This window comes from Rhodococcus koreensis, assembly GCF_900105905.1.
GTDB classification, from domain to species: domain Bacteria; phylum Actinomycetota; class Actinomycetes; order Mycobacteriales; family Mycobacteriaceae; genus Rhodococcus_F; species Rhodococcus_F koreensis.
Genome location: NZ_FNSV01000005.1, coordinates 1,546,475 through 1,563,185, shown reverse-complemented (window position 1 = coordinate 1,563,185; position 16,711 = coordinate 1,546,475). Strand labels below are relative to the sequence as shown.

15 protein-coding genes are annotated in these 16,711 nt (G+C 69.2%); 10 read left to right on the top strand and 5 right to left on the bottom strand.

Going from position 1 to position 16,711, the window contains the following annotated elements; all coding sequences use genetic code 11:
- Nucleotides 1-23 precede the first annotated feature (23 nt).
- Both ligA and BLV94_RS12005 read left to right on the top strand, forming a co-directional pair.
- Entirely contained in the window at nt 24-2,114 is a 2,091-nt protein-coding gene (gene ligA / locus BLV94_RS12010) for an NAD-dependent DNA ligase LigA (protein ID WP_072937800.1), read from the top strand.
- Nucleotides 2,115-2,171: 57 nt separating this feature from the next.
- A complete protein-coding gene (locus BLV94_RS12005; protein ID WP_072937736.1) occupies nt 2,172-2,660 on the top strand; it encodes a GNAT family N-acetyltransferase in 489 nt (162 codons plus the stop codon).
- Nucleotides 2,661-2,699: 39 nt separating this feature from the next.
- Here BLV94_RS12005 and BLV94_RS12000 read toward each other — a convergent pair whose 3' ends face one another.
- On the bottom strand, nt 2,700-3,350 hold the full coding sequence (locus BLV94_RS12000; RefSeq protein WP_025432327.1) for an ACT domain-containing protein: 651 nt from the start codon (nt 3,348-3,350) through the stop codon (nt 2,700-2,702).
- A gap of 204 nt (nt 3,351-3,554) precedes the next feature.
- Between BLV94_RS12000 and BLV94_RS11995 the strand changes: the two genes are divergently transcribed.
- The 3 genes from BLV94_RS11995 (at nt 3,555) to gatA (ending at nt 5,965) form a co-directional block, all read left to right on the top strand.
- Complete coding sequence (locus tag BLV94_RS11995; protein ID WP_072937737.1) at nt 3,555-4,112, top strand: antibiotic biosynthesis monooxygenase; 558 nt, start codon at nt 3,555-3,557, stop codon at nt 4,110-4,112.
- A gap of 75 nt (nt 4,113-4,187) precedes the next feature.
- A complete protein-coding gene (gatC, locus tag BLV94_RS11990) occupies nt 4,188-4,487 on the top strand; it encodes an Asp-tRNA(Asn)/Glu-tRNA(Gln) amidotransferase subunit GatC (protein WP_072937738.1) in 300 nt (99 codons plus the stop codon).
- A complete protein-coding gene (gatA, locus tag BLV94_RS11985) occupies nt 4,484-5,965 on the top strand; it encodes an Asp-tRNA(Asn)/Glu-tRNA(Gln) amidotransferase subunit GatA (protein WP_072937739.1) in 1,482 nt (493 codons plus the stop codon). The genes gatC and gatA overlap by 4 nt, the downstream gene beginning before the upstream one ends.
- Here gatA and BLV94_RS11980 read toward each other — a convergent pair.
- Nucleotides 5,962-7,413 (bottom strand): alpha/beta-hydrolase family protein, encoded by a 1,452-nt coding sequence (locus BLV94_RS11980; protein WP_072937740.1) that lies wholly within the window; start codon nt 7,411-7,413, stop codon nt 5,962-5,964. The genes gatA and BLV94_RS11980 overlap by 4 nt on opposite strands.
- Nucleotides 7,410-8,051: a hypothetical protein gene (locus BLV94_RS11975; protein WP_072937741.1), complete on the bottom strand. Its 642-nt coding sequence runs from the start codon at nt 8,049-8,051 to the stop codon at nt 7,410-7,412. The genes BLV94_RS11980 and BLV94_RS11975 overlap by 4 nt, the downstream gene beginning before the upstream one ends.
- Nucleotides 8,052-8,191: 140 nt before the next feature.
- Here BLV94_RS11975 and BLV94_RS11970 point away from each other — a divergent pair, with 140 nt between their 5' ends.
- The 4 genes from BLV94_RS11970 to gatB all read left to right on the top strand — a co-directional run bounded on the left by BLV94_RS11970 (nt 8,192) and on the right by gatB (nt 12,744).
- A complete protein-coding gene (locus BLV94_RS11970) occupies nt 8,192-9,388 on the top strand; it encodes a sensor histidine kinase (protein WP_072937742.1) in 1,197 nt (398 codons plus the stop codon).
- A gap of 9 nt (nt 9,389-9,397) precedes the next feature.
- Nucleotides 9,398-10,060 carry a response regulator gene (locus BLV94_RS11965; RefSeq protein WP_015890224.1) on the top strand — a complete coding sequence of 221 codons (663 nt, stop codon included), beginning with the start codon at nt 9,398-9,400 and terminating at the stop codon, nt 10,058-10,060.
- A 95-nt stretch (nt 10,061-10,155) separates the two neighbouring features.
- Nucleotides 10,156-11,187 carry an ATP-dependent 6-phosphofructokinase gene (locus tag BLV94_RS11960; protein ID WP_072937743.1) on the top strand — a complete coding sequence of 344 codons (1,032 nt, stop codon included), beginning with the start codon at nt 10,156-10,158 and terminating at the stop codon, nt 11,185-11,187.
- A 42-nt stretch (nt 11,188-11,229) separates the two neighbouring features.
- Nucleotides 11,230-12,744, top strand: coding sequence for an Asp-tRNA(Asn)/Glu-tRNA(Gln) amidotransferase subunit GatB (gene gatB / locus BLV94_RS11955; protein ID WP_072937744.1), 1,515 nt, complete (start codon nt 11,230-11,232; stop codon nt 12,742-12,744).
- A 91-nt stretch (nt 12,745-12,835) separates the two neighbouring features.
- On the opposite strand, the gene BLV94_RS11950 is transcribed toward gatB, so the two are convergent.
- The gene (locus BLV94_RS11950; protein WP_072937745.1) at nt 12,836-13,984 is read right to left on the bottom strand and encodes a PQQ-dependent sugar dehydrogenase; all 1,149 of its coding nucleotides are present in this window, start codon (nt 13,982-13,984) and stop codon (nt 12,836-12,838) included.
- Nucleotides 13,985-14,082: 98 nt separating this feature from the next.
- On the opposite strand from BLV94_RS11950, the gene BLV94_RS11945 reads away from it, so the two are divergent.
- The gene (locus BLV94_RS11945) at nt 14,083-14,949 is read left to right on the top strand and encodes a DoxX family protein (RefSeq protein ID WP_072937746.1); all 867 of its coding nucleotides are present in this window, start codon (nt 14,083-14,085) and stop codon (nt 14,947-14,949) included.
- An 84-nt stretch (nt 14,950-15,033) separates the two neighbouring features.
- Here BLV94_RS11945 and BLV94_RS11940 read toward each other — a convergent pair whose 3' ends face one another.
- Nucleotides 15,034-16,575 (bottom strand): amino acid permease, encoded by a 1,542-nt coding sequence (locus BLV94_RS11940; protein WP_072937747.1) that lies wholly within the window; start codon nt 16,573-16,575, stop codon nt 15,034-15,036.
- Nucleotides 16,576-16,711: the final 136 nt, after the last annotated feature.

Genomic DNA, 16,711 nt, shown 5'->3' with positions numbered 1-16,711 from the left:
GCCGGACCGGTTAATCTTCGATGGTGAGTGAATCGACCGAAGCCCCGACACCGGCCCCCGGACACGTCCGGGAGCACTGGAACGAGCTGGCCGAGGAAGTGCGGCAGCACCAGTTCCGCTACTACGTCCGCGACGCGCCCATCATCTCCGACGGAGAGTTCGACGTGCTGTTGGGCGAGCTGAACGACCTCGAGAACCAGTACCCCGACCTGCGGACGCCGGATTCGCCGACTCAGCTCGTCGGCGGCGGATTCGCCACCGACTTCGCCTCCGCCGACCACCTCGAGCGGATGCTGAGCCTCGACAACGTCTTCGCGACCGACGAACTGCGCACCTGGATCAGCCGGGTGGAGCAGGAGACCGGCCCCGACCTGCACTACCTGTGCGAGGTGAAGATCGACGGCGTCGCGCTGAACCTGGTGTACGAGAACGGCAGACTCGTCCGCGCCGCCACCCGCGGCGACGGCCGGACCGGTGAGGAAGTGACGCTCAACGCCCGGACCATCGACGATATCCCGGAAAAACTCACCGGCACAGACGAATACCCGGTTCCGGCGCTCCTCGAGGTGCGCGGCGAGGTGTTCTTCCGGCTCGAGGACTTCGCGGCACTCAACGCGGCGCTCGTCGAGGAGGGCAAGGCGCCGTTCGCGAATCCCCGGAACTCCGCGGCCGGGTCACTGCGGCAGAAGAATCCGGCCGTCACGGCCCGCAGGCGCCTCGGGATGATCTGCCACGGCCTCGGCCGGAGCGAAGGATTCGAGCCGGCCTCCCAGTACGACGCGTACACGGCGCTGGCGGCGTGGGGCCTGCCCGTGTCGACCCACACCGTCCGCGTCACGGGCGCGGACGCCGTCGTGGACAGGGTGCAGTACTGGGGCGAGCACCGGCACGACGTGGAGCACGAGATCGACGGTCTGGTGGTCAAGGTCGACGAGACGTCGCTGCAACGCCGGCTGGGGTCCACGTCGCGGGCGCCGCGCTGGGCGATCGCGTACAAGTACCCGCCGGAGGAGGCCACCACCAAGCTCCTCGACATCCGGGTCAACGTCGGCCGCACCGGCCGGGTCACTCCGTTCGCCTACATGGAGCCGGTCACCGTCGCCGGATCCACCGTCTCCCTCGCCACCCTGCACAACGGCTCCGAGGTCAAACGCAAGGGCGTGCTGATCGGCGACACGGTGGTGCTGCGCAAGGCCGGCGACGTGATTCCCGAGGTCCTCGGGCCCGTGGTCGACGCCAGGACCGGCGACGAATACGAGTTCGTGATGCCGGCGAACTGCCCGGAGTGCGACACGCCGCTCGCTCCCGCCAAGGAGGGCGACGCGGATATTCGCTGCCCCAATCAGCAGTACTGCCCCGCGCAACTCCGGGAACGTGTGTTCCACGTCGCGGGCCGCGGTGCGTTCGACATCGAGGTGCTCGGCTACGAGGCCGCGACGAGCCTGCTCGAAGCGAAGGCGATCGGCGACGAAGGCGACCTGTTCTCGCTCACCGAGGACGATCTGCTGAAGACGACGCTCTTCCGGACCAAGGCCGGCGGGTTGTCGGCCAACGGCCGCAGGCTGCTCGACAATCTCGATACCGCCAAGGACAAGCCGCTGTGGCGGGTGCTGGTCGCCCTGTCGATCCGCCACGTCGGTCCGACGGCGGCGCGGGCGCTCGCGGGCGAGTTCGGGTCGCTCGACCGGATCCGGGAGAGCTCCGTCGAGGAACTCGCGGCGGTCGACGGGGTCGGCGGCACCATCGCCGCGGCCGTCGTCGAATGGTTCGGCGTCGACTGGCACCGGCAGATCGTCGACAAGTGGTCGGCGGCCGGTGTGCGCATGGAAGACGAACGCGACGAATCGATTCCGCGCAACCTCGAGGGCCTGTCGATCGTCGTCACGGGTTCGCTCGAGACGTTCTCCCGCGACCAGGCGAAGGAGGCGATCCTCGTCCGGGGCGGCAAGGCCGCGGGTTCGGTGTCGAAGAAGACGGCGTTCGTGGTGGCCGGCGAATCCCCGGGGTCGAAGCACGACAAGGCCGTCGAACTCGGTGTGCCGGTCCTCGACGAGGACGGGTTCCGTCGACTGCTGGAGGGGGGACCGGACGCGGTCGCGGATTCCGGAGTGTGACGGGAACCTCACACTCGAGTTTTGGGCGGCGTGAGCTGTCCTGTCATAGTTCTGGACATGATCGAGATTCGGAATGCGACACCGGACGAGTACGAGGCCGTCAGCGACCTCACGGTGATCGCCTACGTGGGCGGCGGACACGTCGAGGCACACGATCCGTACACGAACCGGTTGCGCGACACCGCTGAACGAGCGGACAAGGCGGAGGTCCGGGTGGCGGTGTTGGAGGGCCGGGTCGTGGGTTCCGTCACGATCGCGGAACCGGCGTCCCCGTACGCCGACGTCGCGCAGCCGGGGGAACTCGAATTCCGGATGCTCGCCGTGTCACCCGACGCCCGCGGTTCCGGCGTCGGGTCGGCGCTCGTGCGGCACGTGCTCGACACGGCCTACGACCGCGGCGACCGCGCGGTCGTGATGTCGACCCAGTCCGACATGGAAGACGCCCGCCGCATCTACGACCGCAACGGGTTCGTGCCTGTGCCCGACCGCAATTGGGCGCCCGTCCCCGGTGTCGAGCTCACCGTCCTGGTCCGCGAACTCGTCTGAGGCGACCACGGCCCCGGACCTTCCGGCCCGGGGCGGAGGTCAGCTCAGCACGGTCGCGATGATGCCGGCGAGGTAGCCCAGCCGGGCGATCTCGGACGGACGGAACTCCGGGCCGCCGGGGCGGCCGAGCATCAGCACCCGGCCGGTGGTCCCGAGGGGAGCCGCGGCGAGTGTGGTGTTCATGTCGCGCCACACCTGCGGCACCCAGTCGCCCTCGCCGTCGAGCGCGGTGGGCTTCTCCAGCGGCATCCACGGGATCTCGGTGGCGTGCGTCTCGGGCGCTCCCGAGCTGCCGACCACCCGGTATGCGCCGTGCGGGCCGAGGTCTGCGACCACGGACCAGCCGACCCGGAGCACCCGCGGGGCGCCGTCGACGAGGACCTGCAGTCGATCGTCCGCGGCGGTGGCGACCTGGTCGATGAGCTCGAGCTCGCGGTGGGTGTCGAGTATTCCGGCGTACGGCCGGATGGAGTCGACGGTGACGCCGGGCAGGTTCTCGGCGGCCGTGATGAGGGTGTCGGGGAGCGATCCCGGCTCGACATCGACGACGAGGTCGTCGATGGCGAATCCGGCACCCCGTTCCACCACGTCGAGCGACAGAATGTCAGCACCCACCGAGCCCAGGGCGACGGCGAGAGAGCCGAGGCTACCGGGACGGTCGGGGAGCTGGACGCGAAGCAGATACGACACGTGCGTCCCTTTCACCACGAGATAGACGCGGGAGTACCTGCGACCCCCGTCGCTCACCATCCTTGCACTTTCGTTCCCGAGTATGCGGTCCCCCCTGCGGCTTCGCCCGGGGCGGGACGGGGATTCGCAGGTCGCGTTCGATTCGTGACATCGCCGATACGGATTCGCCTCGTGCGCGAAACACGACGGCCCAAACATGGGTGCATGAACACCACGGCAACGGGAGTGACGACGTCCGTCTCGAGGCGGGTGGCGGCGGGCCGGGAGCAGGAATTCCTGCGCTGGACGGACGCCGGGATGGCGATGGCGGGCACGTTCCCGGGGTTCCTCGGCGGGGGCTGGCTGCGCGCGGCGTCCGACCCCGAGCAGTACCACGTGGTGTACCGGTTCGCGGACGAGCACACGCTCGCCGCGTGGACCACCTCGCCCGCGCGGAAGGTGTGGGTGGGGCGGGGGACGGGTCTGGCGCAGGACACGGTGACGCACCGGCTGACCGGGGTGGAGGGCTGGTTCGAACCGCAGTCGACGCTCACCCACGCCGTGCGGGTCAGCGTCCCACCGCCGCGGTGGAAGCAGGCGGTCACCATCTGGCTCGGCTTCTTCCCGATCTCGCTGCTCGTCGCGGTGTTCGTCACTCCCCGGCTGGCGCCCCTGGACGTGGTGACCCGCACCGTGGTGGCGACGGTGCTCACGACTCCGGTGATGGTGTTCGTGGTTCTGCCGTTCCTGACGGCCAGGTTGCGGCGCTGGCTGCACGGCTGATCCGGGCACTGCTCTAGGCTGGGACCCACTTGTGTACGTCCGAATGTGTACGTCCGAACCGAAAGGGGCCCCGCGGTGCCTGTCATCTCCCGTGACGAGGTCGCGCACCTCGCGCGGCTGTCTCGACTCGCCCTGACCGATGCCGAGCTCGACGAGTTCGCCGGTCAGCTGGACTCGATTCTCAGCCACGTGAAGGTGGTCACCGAGGTGCCCGCCGAGGATGTTCCGCCGATGGCGAACCCGAACGCCGTCACCAACGTGACCCGTCCCGACGTGATCGTTCCCGGCCTGACGCCCGAGCAGGCGCTGTCCGGCGCGCCGTCCGTCGAGCAGGATCGTTTCGCCGTCCCGCAGATTCTTGGAGAGGGCGAATGAGCGCCGAACTGACCACTCTCGACGCCGCAGACCTCGCGTCGAAGATCCACAGCCGTGAGGTGTCCTCCGTCGAGGTCACCCAGGCGCATCTGGACCGCATCGCCGCGGTCGACGGAGAGCTGAACGCCTTCCTGCACGTGGCGGGCGAGCAGGCCCTCGTGTCGGCGAAGGAGGTGGACAGCAGCCTCGCCGCAGGTGATGCTCCCGCCTCCCCGTTGGCGGGAGTTCCGTTGGCGCTCAAGGACATCTTCACCACCACCGACATGCCCACCACGTGTGCGTCGAAGATCCTCGAAGGCTGGATCGCGCCGTACGACGCGACGCTGACGAAGAAGCTGCGCGACGCAGGCATCCCGATCCTGGGAAAGACCAACCTCGACGAGTTCGCGATGGGCTCGTCCACCGAGAACTCCGCGTACGGCCCCACCCGCAACCCGTGGGACACGACCCGCATCCCGGGCGGCTCCGGCGGCGGCAGCGCCGCGGCCCTCGCGTCCCGGCAGGCCCCGCTCGCGATCGGCACCGACACCGGTGGCTCGATCCGCCAGCCCGCCGCCGTCACGGCGACGGTCGGTACCAAGCCGACGTACGGCACGGTGTCCCGGTTCGGTCTCGTCGCCTGCGCGTCCTCGCTCGACCAGGGTGGTCCGTGCGGTCGCACGGTGCTCGACACCGCACTGCTGCACGAGGTCATCGCCGGGCACGACCCGCGCGACTCCACGTCGATCGACGCGCCCGTGCGTCCCGTGGTGGCGGCTGCGCGCGAGGGCGCAGGCGGCAACCTGAAGGGCGTGAAGGTCGGTGTGGTCAAGGAACTGCACTCCGACAGCTACCAGCCCGGGGTCATCTCCTCGTTCGATGCCGCCGTCGCGCAACTCACCGAACTCGGTGCCGAGGTCGTCGAGGTGTCGTGCCCCAACTTCGAGTACGCGCTCGCGTCGTACTACCTCATCCTGCCGAGCGAGGTGTCGTCGAACCTCGCTCGCTTCGACGCCATGCGGTACGGGCTGCGCATCGACCAGGGCGACATGAGCGCCGACCAGGTGATGGCCGCGACGCGTGCCGCCGGCTTCGGCCCGGAGGTCAAGCGTCGCATCATGATCGGCACCTACGCGCTGTCGTCCGGCTACTACGACGCCTACTACGGTCAGGCGCTCAAGGTGCGGACGCTCATCGCCCGGGACTTCGACAAGGCCTACGAGAAGGTGGACGTCCTGGTGTCGCCCACCAGTCCGTTCACGCCGTGGAAGCTGGGCGAGAAGGTCGGCGACCCGCTCGCGATGTACCTGTCGGACCTGTGCACGCTGCCCACCAACCTGGCCGGGCACTGCGCGATGTCTGTTCCGTCGGGGCTGTCCGCGGACGACGGTCTGCCGGTGGGACTGCAGATCATGGCCCCCGCGCTCGCCGACGAGCGGCTGTACCGGGTCGGGGCCGCCTACGAGGCCGCGCGCGGTCCGATCGGCTCGCCGAGCTAGGAGCAGTCGGGCAGGGCGGTGCCCTGCTCGTTGCCGTACCGGTGTCCGTGCCCGGACGCGAAGTTCAGCGCGGACACCAGGTCGACACTCGTCTGCAGGAACGTGATGCCCGGAATCCATCGGGGGACCGGCGCATCGCGTACCGCGAGCGAGAGGTCGGGCCGGCGCAGGATCAGGTCGGGCGACCACCACACCACCGGGTCGGACGTGTTCGCCAGCACCGTCGCGCCGTCCGTCAGCACGGAACCGGCGGGCGGGCCCGACCACAATGCGCCGCAGGCGCGTTCCCGGAGTTGATCGGCGCCGGTGAAAATCGCACTGCCGCCGACGGATCCGAGACTCTGGCCGTAGACGTAGAGTGCCGGGCGAAGGACGTCGGGTAGGTCGGCGATCCGCTCGGCGACGGCATCGAACAATGCTGCCGCCGAGTCGTCTGCAGCGGAACGTCCGAACACGAACGTGATCCAGCTCGGCAGATACGAGTACTGCATGCCGACGATCGCGACGTCGTCGGCGAAGCGCTCCTCGAATCCTTCGGCCGCGTTCTCGTCGATCCATCCCGAGCCGGTGGGTACCGTGACGACGATGGCGGACCGGGTGAACCCGCCCGCCCGCTCCAGCTCCGAGACCGCCAGTGCCGCACGTGATTCGACGTCGGGAGCCGAATCCATTCCCACGTAGGTGCGGATGGCGGCCGACTGCTCGCCCGCAGCCACGAACCGCCGTCCCTGGCGCCCGAGCGACTCCCAGCTGATCGCGGACTCCGGACTGCCGGACGATTCGGCCGACACCGGCCGGTGCAGGGACACGTCGACGAGCGCGTTGGAGTCGCTGTAGGAACGGGACATCATCCCCCACAACGCGGGTCCGGCGACCAGCTGCAGCCCGGTCGCGAGTACGACGGCGGTGGTGGCGCTGCCGATCCAGCCGAGACGGCGGGCGACCGCGGCGACGACGCTGCCGATACCGGCGAACAGCAGGAACGTCAGCGCCGCCCCGATGATCGCCTGCATCCAGTGGTCCGGCCCGATGCCCGGCATGCCCATGGCGGCGCGCAGCGAATCCTGCCAGTGGTCGGCGAGGACGATCGCCCACGTCACCACGATCATGGCGCCGATCAGGACCAGCAGACGCACCGAGTCCCGCGGAGGGTGATGCGGGTGCGTACGCGTGACGAATCGCCGCAGCAGGCGGACGAGGACGACGATCCCGAAGCCGACCGCGGCGAGGAACCCGGTGAACAGCGCCTGCGTCAGGGCGCTCCGGGGGAGCAGGGAGGGGGCGAGCGACGCGAGTGTCGCGGTGGTGACGGCGATCGTGGAGGAGGTGCGGGGGAGCGCCGAGATCGGAATCGTCGTGGTCAGTGTGCGGCGCAGGGCATTCGGCTCGGTACGCGAGCGAGAGTGCGCCGGGCTCCGTCCCGGACCGGACAGAGCCGCGGTGGTCATGCGATCGCCCCGACCGGACGCGGGCGGCGGCGGATCGACCAGGCCGCGCCTGCGAGCAGTGCGGCGCCGGCGGTGCCGGCCAGCGCGTACGGGAGCCCGGATTCGGTGATCGGCGTCGAATAGCCTTGACGCCAGCTGTTTCCGGTGACGAAGGTGGCCGCGACGTTCGCCATCACGAAGCACTGCGCCCGTGCCTGCTCGTCGAGACGGCTGTCGCACGCGGTGTGCATCCGCTGATCCAGCTGCGCGTCGAGGGACTGCCGCGCCCAGGGTCCGAGATCCTCGCCGGACCGCGATGCGTACCGCAGGAGGTCGTAGCCGAGGTCGTGGGCCTTGCATGCGGTGTCGAACTCGAGCGGCAGCGGCACCGGGGAGGAGCAGTCTCCGCCGGGGTTGGCGAGCATGCCGTCGATCCGCACCGGTGTGTACCCCATCACCGATGCGAAGTCCTCGGGAATGGAGTCCTCGGTGAGCGCTTCCGGTGCGGTGAGCGTGTGCACCGCGGCGGAGGCGGCGACGTTCTCGTGGCGGGGCGTGCTCGCCGCGCCGGTACCGGCGAATCCTGTGGTGGTCAGCAGTGCGGTGGCGGCGCACGCCACCGCGGCCCAAGTCGTTCTCCGTGTCCCCGTCGTTCGCATGACGAGAACGTTATGAATTCGTGTTGCGCAGCCACATCACTCCCGGGTCCGGTTCGGTCACTGGCCTCGTGGGGGGGAGGGGACTCCGATCTCATACTCCGGTACTACGTCGACGTGAGTCCGGGGTATGAGGACAGGCCGTGACCTGTGTTTCTAGTGTCGAGGGTGTGAAGACGAAGACGCGCATCCGGAGAGCCGCCGAAGGTCAGTGGCTGAACGTGGCAATCGTCGTGGTCACGGCGATCCTGTTCGCCGTGGCGTGGCCGACCCTGCAGCTGACCCACCAGGTCAGTCCCCCGATTCAACCGTTCGTGGCGGCGCTCGCGACGTTCCCGTTCCTGCTCATCCGGTCGAACCCGGCGCTGGCCTGGGCCGTCTCCGCGATCTCGGCGCTGGTGATTCCGCGCGTCTTCGCCCTGCAGGACGGCTACGACTACCCCTGGCAGGTGGTCCACATCCTCGTGATGCTCGCCCTGCTGGCCGCGGTCAGCATGCGGGCCGCGATCCCGGTCGTGGGTGTGGCATGGATCTCCACCGTCCTGCTGTTCCTCGCCGACACCCCGGGCACCAACGGTCGCGGGTGGGCCGTGGGACTGACCGCCATCGTCGTGTTCGGTCTGCTGATCCGGTGGCTGGTGCTGTCCCGGCGGCAACTCGCGCAGCAGGAGGAGCTGAGCGAACTCGAACGCACGCGCCGGACGATCCTTGAGGAGAAGGCCCGCATCGCCCGGGACCTGCACGACGTCGTCGCGCACCACATGTCGATGGTCGTGGTTCAGGCACAGAGTGCGCCGTACCGCATCGCGGGCATGTCGGACGAGACGCGGGCCGAGTTCGAATCGATCGGAGCCGCAGGCCGCGCCGCGCTGAACGAGGTGCGCGGACTCCTCGGTGTGCTGCGCAGCGACGGCCAGGTCGCCGAGCATGCGCCGCAGCCCGGGGTCCAGCAGATCAGCGAGCTGCTCGAGGGCAGCCGCAGGGCCGGCATTCCCGTCTCCTGGCACACCGACGGCGACCCGCGGCACGTGTCGGAGTCGGTCGGGCTGGTGATGTACCGCATCCTGCAGGAATCCCTCGCCAACACGGCCCGGCACGCAGCGGGCGCCGCGGTCGAGGTGACGATCGCGTACGAGACGCCGATCGCGTCCGTGTCGATCGTCAACGGCCCGCCGCGACGGAGCCTCGTCTCGGCCCTGACCAGGCACGAGTCGACAGGCGGCAACGGCATCATCGGGATGCGCGAGCGTGCGCAGGCGGTCGGCGGCGTACTCACCACGCACCTGCACGACAACGGCGGATTCGAGGTCCACGCCGAGTTCCCGGTCGCCTCCGCCTAGGCTGGCGGCGTGGCCATCACCGTATTCATCGCCGACGACCAGGCTATGGTCCGGCAGGGTTTCGGAGCCCTGCTCGCCTCCCAGCCCGACATCAGCGTCATCGGTGACGCCCCGGACGGCGCGGTGGCGGTGAGCGAGGTGAAGCGCCTGCGACCCGACGTGGTGCTGATGGACGTCCGCATGCCGGAGATGAACGGACTCGACGCCGCCCGCGTCATCCTGTCTGCGGGGTTCGATCCGCCGGTGCGGGTGCTCATGCTCACGACGTTCGACGTGGACGACTACGTGTACGAGGCGCTGAGCATCGGGGCCAGCGGCTTCATGCTCAAGGACGCGCCCGCGGAGGAACTCATCCGTGCGGTGCGGGTGGTCGCGGACGGCGAGGCGCTGCTCGCGCCGACCGTCACCCGGCGTCTCATCGCCGACGTGACCAGCCGCCGCAGCACGGCGCGCCGTAAACCGGCCGCGCTGTCGGCGCTGACGCCCCGCGAGCGCGAGGTGCTCGAACTCATCGCCCGGGGTATGTCCAACACCGAGATCGCGGAGCGCCTGTTCGTCGCCGAGCAGACCGTCAAGACGCACGTCGGAAAGGTGCTGTCCAAACTGGATCTGCGCGACCGCGCACAGGCAGTGGTCCTGGCGTACGAGAGCGGTCTCGTCACACCCGGCTGAGTGAACACACCGATCCGAGGTGCTCGAACACGGTTCGAGCGGCAAGATGTGTATGAGAACCACCATCACCACACGAGACGACGAGGGGTGCTTGGATGCGGATCGGAATGCTCACCGGAGGCGGCGACTGCCCCGGACTGAATGCGGTGATCAGGGCGGTGGTTCGGACCGCCGCCGGCCGATACGGCAGCTCGGTGGTGGGATTCCGTGACGGCTGGCGCGGACTGCTCGAGGATCGCAAGGTCGTGCTGTCCAACGACGACCGGATCGATCGCATCCTCACCCGCGGCGGCACCATCCTCGGCACCGCGCGGGTCAACCCCGACAAGTTGAAGGCCGGCCTCGACCAGATCCGGCAGACTCTCGACGACAACGGGATCGACGCGCTGATCCCGATCGGCGGGGAGGGCACGCTCACGGCCGCGAGCTGGCTCGCCGAGAGTGGGGTGCCCGTGATCGGGGTTCCGAAGACGATCGACAACGACATCGACTGCACCGACGTCACGTTCGGTTTCGACACCGCGCTGTCCATCGCGACCGATGCGATCGACCGCCTGCACACCACCGCCGAATCCCACCAGCGGGTGATGCTCGTCGAGGTGATGGGACGGCATGCGGGCTGGATCGCGTTGCACTCCGGGCTCGCGACCGGTGCGCATCTCACCCTCGTTCCCGAGGTCCCGTTCGACGTCGGCGAAGTCTGTTCTCTCGTGAAGAAGCGATTCCAGCGCGGCGATTCGCATTTCATCTGCGTCGTCGCCGAGGGCGCCACTCCCACCCCGGAGTCGATGAGTCTGCGCGAAGGCGGTATCGACGAGTTCGGTCACAAACGGTTCACCGGCGTCGCACAGCAGCTCGGCGACGAGATCGTCCGCCGCATCGGCAAGGAGGTGCGGACAACGGTGCTCGGGCACGTGCAGCGGGGCGGAACCCCGACGCCGTACGACCGGGTGCTCGCCACCCGCTTCGGGGTGCACGCCACCGACGCCGTCCACCGCGGCGACTTCGGCAACATGGTGGCGCTGCACGGCACGTCGATCGACCTCGTGCCCCTCCAGGAGGCGACCCGGCGTCTCAAGACGGTGCCGAGGGAGCGGTACGACGAGGCGGCCGCATTTTTCGGCTGACCGCGTTTTCCGGCGAACCGCAGGACGCATAAACTCTGTGGCATGACTGCTGTCGACACTCCGGACCTCCTCGACTACGACGACGTGCTCGCCAAGTACGAGCCTGTTCTCGGCATGGAGGTGCACGTAGAGCTCGGCACCGACACGAAGATGTTCTGCCCGTGCCCCACCGAGTTCGGCGCCGAGCCGAACACGCAGGTCTGCCCGGTGTGCCTCGGTCTGCCCGGCTCGTTGCCCGTCGTGAACGAGGCGGCGGTCGAGTCCGCGATCCGGATCGGACTCGCACTGAACTGTTCCATCACGCCGTGGGGCCGGTTCGCGCGGAAGAACTACTTCTACCCGGACCAGCCGAAGAACTACCAGATCTCGCAGTACGACGAGCCGATCGCGACCGACGGCTACCTCGACGTCGTCCTCGACGACGGCACCACGTGGCGCGTCGAGATCGAACGCGCGCACATGGAGGAGGACACCGGAAAGTCGCTGCACGTCGGCGGCGCGACCGGTCGCATCCACGGTGCCAGCCACTCGCTGCTCGACTACAACCGCGCCGGGGTCCCGCTGGTCGAGATCGTCACCAAGACGATCAGCGGCGCCGGTGCCCGCGCCCCCGAGGTGGCCCGCGCGTACGTCACCGCGCTGCGCGACCTGCTGAAGTCGCTGAACGTGTCGGACGTCCGCATGGACCAGGGTTCGATGCGGTGCGACGCCAACGCGTCGCTGATGCCGATCGGGGCGACCGAACTCGGTACCCGCACCGAGACGAAGAACGTCAACTCCCTCAAGAGCGTCGAGGTTGCGGTCCGGTACGAGATGCGCCGCCAGGCAGCGGTGCTCGAGGCCGGCGGCGAGGTGATCCAGGAGACCCGGCACTTCCAGGAAGCGGACGGCACCACGTCGCCGGGCCGCCGCAAGGAGACCGCCGAGGACTACCGCTACTTCCCGGAGCCCGACCTCGAGCCGGTCGCGCCCAGCGCCGAGTGGGTCGAGGAACTGCGGGGCACCCTGCCCGAGCTGCCGTGGGTCCGCCGCGCCCGGATCCAGGCCGACTGGGGTGTCTCCGACGAGGTCATGCGTGACCTGGTCAACGCGAACGCCCTCGACCTCGTCATCGCGACCGTCGAGGCCGGCGCCTCGCCGGAGGCCGCACGGTCCTGGTGGGTGTCGTACCTGGCGCAGCAGGCGAACACCCGCGGGGTGGAACTCGGTGAATTGCCGATCACGCCGGCCCAGGTCGCGCAGGTGGTCGCGCTGATCGACAGCGGGAAGCTGAACAACAAGGTGGCCCGCCAGGTGGTCGACCACGTTCTCGCCGGTGAGGGCGACCCCGATCAGGTCGTCGCGGATCATCCCGAGCTCGTCGTCGAACGCGACGACACGAAGCTGAAGGCGGCCGTCGACGAGGCGCTCGCCGCGAACCCCGACATCGCCGAGAAGATTCGCGGCGGCAAGGTCGCGGCCGCGGGCAAGATCGTCGGCGACGTGATGAAGGCCACGCGCGGTCAGGCCGATCCGGCCCGCGTCAAGGAGCTGGTCATCGAGGCCTGCGGCGGCTGACCCCCTCTCTGCACCAACGGGACGCTCGCTCGGATCAACCGAACGAGCGTCCCGTTCGTTGCGAGGGGGACGCGAAGCAGGGGAGGGCCCGTCAGTCGAATCCGCCGCCACCGGAGGGCAGGGGCATCTTGATGACGCGGTCGTCGTTGGGTCCGGGCTGACCGGCGGTCTTGTTGACGGTGCTCACCCAGATGAGCCCGTCGGGACCGAGTGCAGCGCCGCCGAGTTGGCCGTACCGGTCCTGGACGATGACACCCGGTGCGGTAGTGACGGCGCCCGTGCCGGGGTCGGCGGCGAGCGCCGACATGGCCTTCGCGGTGCTCAGTGACACCGCCACGACGTCACCGGCGGCGACGCAGCCGCCGACGCCCGGCCGCTCCGGCCACGTCCACACCGGAGACGACACCGCTCCGTCCGCGCTGACCCGCACCAGCCGATCCTCCAGCGGTGTGCGGTCGGTGACCCACACGGCCACACCCGGGTCGACGCAGACCCCGCCCGCGGTCCCGATGCCCGACAGCACCACCTGCGGCCGGGGCTGTGCCGGCGTCGGTGCGGGCGACAGCGCGGTGACCTTCAGCAGTTTCCCGGCCAGGGACGCCGGATCGGCGGCCGCCGCCACGTTGTTCGCGTTCCCGGTCAGGACCATCAGTTCGTCGCCCGAGAATTCGAGCGACCCCGCATTGCCCGTGTCGCCGCGCGGGATCCCGCCGAGAACCTCCTTGGCGGAGTCGCCCGGTGCGATCCGTACCACCCGGTTGTCGGTCGGGGTGGTGACGTAGGCGTAGATGAGGTTGTCCTCGACGAAACTCGGGGACAACGCGATGTCGAGGAGGCCGCCGTCCGTGCTGCCGTCGACGTCGACGTGCGCGATCTCCTTGGGGGTCTGCCCCTGGGCGACCTGCAGGATGCGGCCGGTCCGGCGCTCCGCGACCAGAGCGGTCGCCCCGTCGGGGAGGACGACGAGTCCGCCGGTGGTGTCGAGGCAGGTCGCGATGACACTGGGATCCGGATCCTGGCACGGTCCCAGCGGGCCGCTCGGCGGTGGTGTGGTCGTGGTGGACGGCGGCGGGTTCTCGGGTTCCACTTCCGCGCCCGACGCACCCGTCGGCTCGGGTGTGAAGGGGGAGGACGCGGAGTCGTCGAATTTCGCGCACCCGGCGGCGAGGACCGCCGTCACGCAGAGTGCGGACATCGCCATCTTGCGGGACACCGTGCGGCGCCGCCCACCCACCATCATGATGGAGACGTTACGGAAGAGTGCGAGGTCGCCGCCACGCCGGTTCCGCCTACCAGCGATGTCCGGCGGATCGACCTAGGCTTGACGGTGTGACTGACATGCGGAAAGACCCCAGCGAGTCGTCGGACGACGGTGCCGCGCAGCAAGGCGCCTCACCCGGCTACGGCAGGGTCTCGAGCCCTTACGACCTTCCCACCGAGAGGTTTCCGTCGGCCACGCCGACATCCGGTTCCGCGGGACAGGGTCTCCCGCACACCGACGACGAACTCGATCACGGCGATGCGCGCGGCGCCGGTCTGCCCACCGAACAGATCCCCGCGTACCGGCAGTCGGCGTCCGACATGCCGGACCAGCCGACGCAGGTGATCGGCGCGACCTCCGGTGCGTCCCTCGGATCCACGGCGGGTGATCCGTCGACCGACCGGCTCGGCGAGGGGGACGTGAAGATCGGCCGCGGCACCCTGGACCTCGGCCTGCTGGCACTGCGACTCGCGGTCGGCGGCACGGCGCTGGTGCACGGTCTGCAGAAGCTGACCGGACTGTGGAACGGTCCGGGCCTCGACGGTTTCGAGGAGGTGCTCGTGAACGCGGGCTTCCAGCAGGCGAAACTGCTCGCGATGCTCGGTGCCATCGGTGAGGTCGCGGGCGGTGCGCTGCTGATCCTCGGCCTCGTCACGCCGCTTGCCGCCGCCTCGGTGCTGGCCGTGATGATCAACGCGTGGGCGTTCCGGCAGATCGCGGAACCGGGACTGGAGTACTTCGCGCCCTCCGGCACCGAGTACGAGACACTCCTGGGTGTGTGCGCGGGGGTGATCATTCTCACCGGGCCGGGCCGGATCTCACTCGACGGCCGCCGCGGCTGGGCCACGCGGCCGTTCATCGGGTCGTTCGCGGCACTGATCCTGGGCGTCGCCGCCGGTGTGTGCATCTGGATCTTCCTCAACGGCGCCAACCCGCTCATCTGATCGTCTCCCTGAACCACGACTGCGCCGCACCCCCGATCGGGAGTGCGGCGCAGTCGTTTCTGCCGGATCAGTGCCGGCCGAGAGTCAGCGCTGGACGAGTTCCGGGATGTTCTCCTCCTCGGGCGGGGTGGCCTGGGCCTGTGCGGCGAGCTTCTGTCCGAGGACGGACTTGCGGCGGCCGTAGGCGAGGTAGACGACGACGCCGAGGGCCATCCAGACGAGGAATCGGATCCAGGTCTCGACGGACAGGTTCAGCATGAGCCATCCGCAGGCCAGGACGGCGAGGATGGGGACGAGCGGGACCAGCGGAACGCGGAATCCGCGCGGCAGGTCGGGGCGGGTGCGGCGCAGGATGACGACGCCGATGCAGACGAGGACGAACGCGAAGAGGGTGCCGATGTTCACCATCTCCTCGAGTGTGCCCATCGGGAAGAAGGCGGCGAGGAGTGCCACCACGGCGCCGACGAACAGGGTGATGCGGACCGGGGTGCCCTTCTTGCCGGTCTTGGCGAGACCGCGGGGGACGAGTCCGTCGCGGGACATGGCGAACAGGACGCGGGTCTGGCCGAGCATCATCACCATCACCACGGTGGTCAGGCCTGCGAGTCCGCCGAAGTTGATGGCGGTCTGCGCCCAGGTGATGCCGTGTGCCTCGAAGGCGGTCGCCAGGGTGGCGCTGCTGTCGCCGACGAGCGGGCTGCCGGTCTTGAGGTCGGTGTACTTCACCATGCCGGTGAGCACGAGGGTGACCGCGACGTAGAGCACGGTGACGATGGCGAGCGAGCCGAGAATGCCGCGGGGGAGCGCCTTCTGCGGGTCCTTGGTCTCCTCGGCGGTGGTGGCGACGACGTCGAATCCGATGAAGGCGAAGAACACGAGGCTCGCGGCGGCGAGGAGGCCGTACCAGCCGTAGCTGCTGCCGTCCGCTCCGGAGAGGAAGGAGAACAGGGTCTGGTGGATACCGTGTGCGGCGCTCTCGTTGCCCTCGGCCGGCGGGATGTACGGGGCGTAGTTCTCCTTCTTGATGTAGAAGACGCCGACGGTGATGACGAGGAGGACGACGGCGATCTTGATGGCCGTGATCACGGCGGACACGCGTGAGGACACCTTGGTCCCGATCGCGAGCACGAGGGTGATGCCGCCGACGATGATCAGCGAGCCCCAGTCGAAGTCGATGGGCCCGAGGTGGGCGGTGGTGGATCCGCTGAATCCGAGGACGTTGCCCAGGTACAGCGACCATCCCTTGGAGACGACGGCCGCCGCGAGGGCGAATTCGAGGATGAGGTCCCAGCCGATGATCCAGGCGACGAACTCGCCGAAGGTGGCGTAGGAGAACGTGTACGCGCTGCCCGCGACGGGCACGGTGGAGGCGAACTCGGCGTAGCAGAGGGCGGCCAGGCCGCACGCGATGGCGGCGAGGACGAAGGCGAGCGAAATGGACGGCCCGGCAACGTTGCCTGCGGTCCGGGCGGTGAGCGTGAAGATACCGGCGCCGATCACGACGGCGACACCGAAGACGGTGAGGTCCTTCGCGGTGAGTTCCCTCCGCAGCCGGGTGTCGGGTTCGTCGGTGTCCGCTATCGATTGCTCAACGGATTTCGTTCGCCATATGCCGACTCCTGGCATGTGTCGCTCCTAGGTTGTGTTCCCGATGGCCTCGTGGGCCGGAGATGTTCCGGTAGTGCTGCCGATTGTGATGTAGGTCTCAACGGCCAACTGAGGGAACCACTACTGAGCGCCGTGTGCAAGAAGCGTGGGCTCA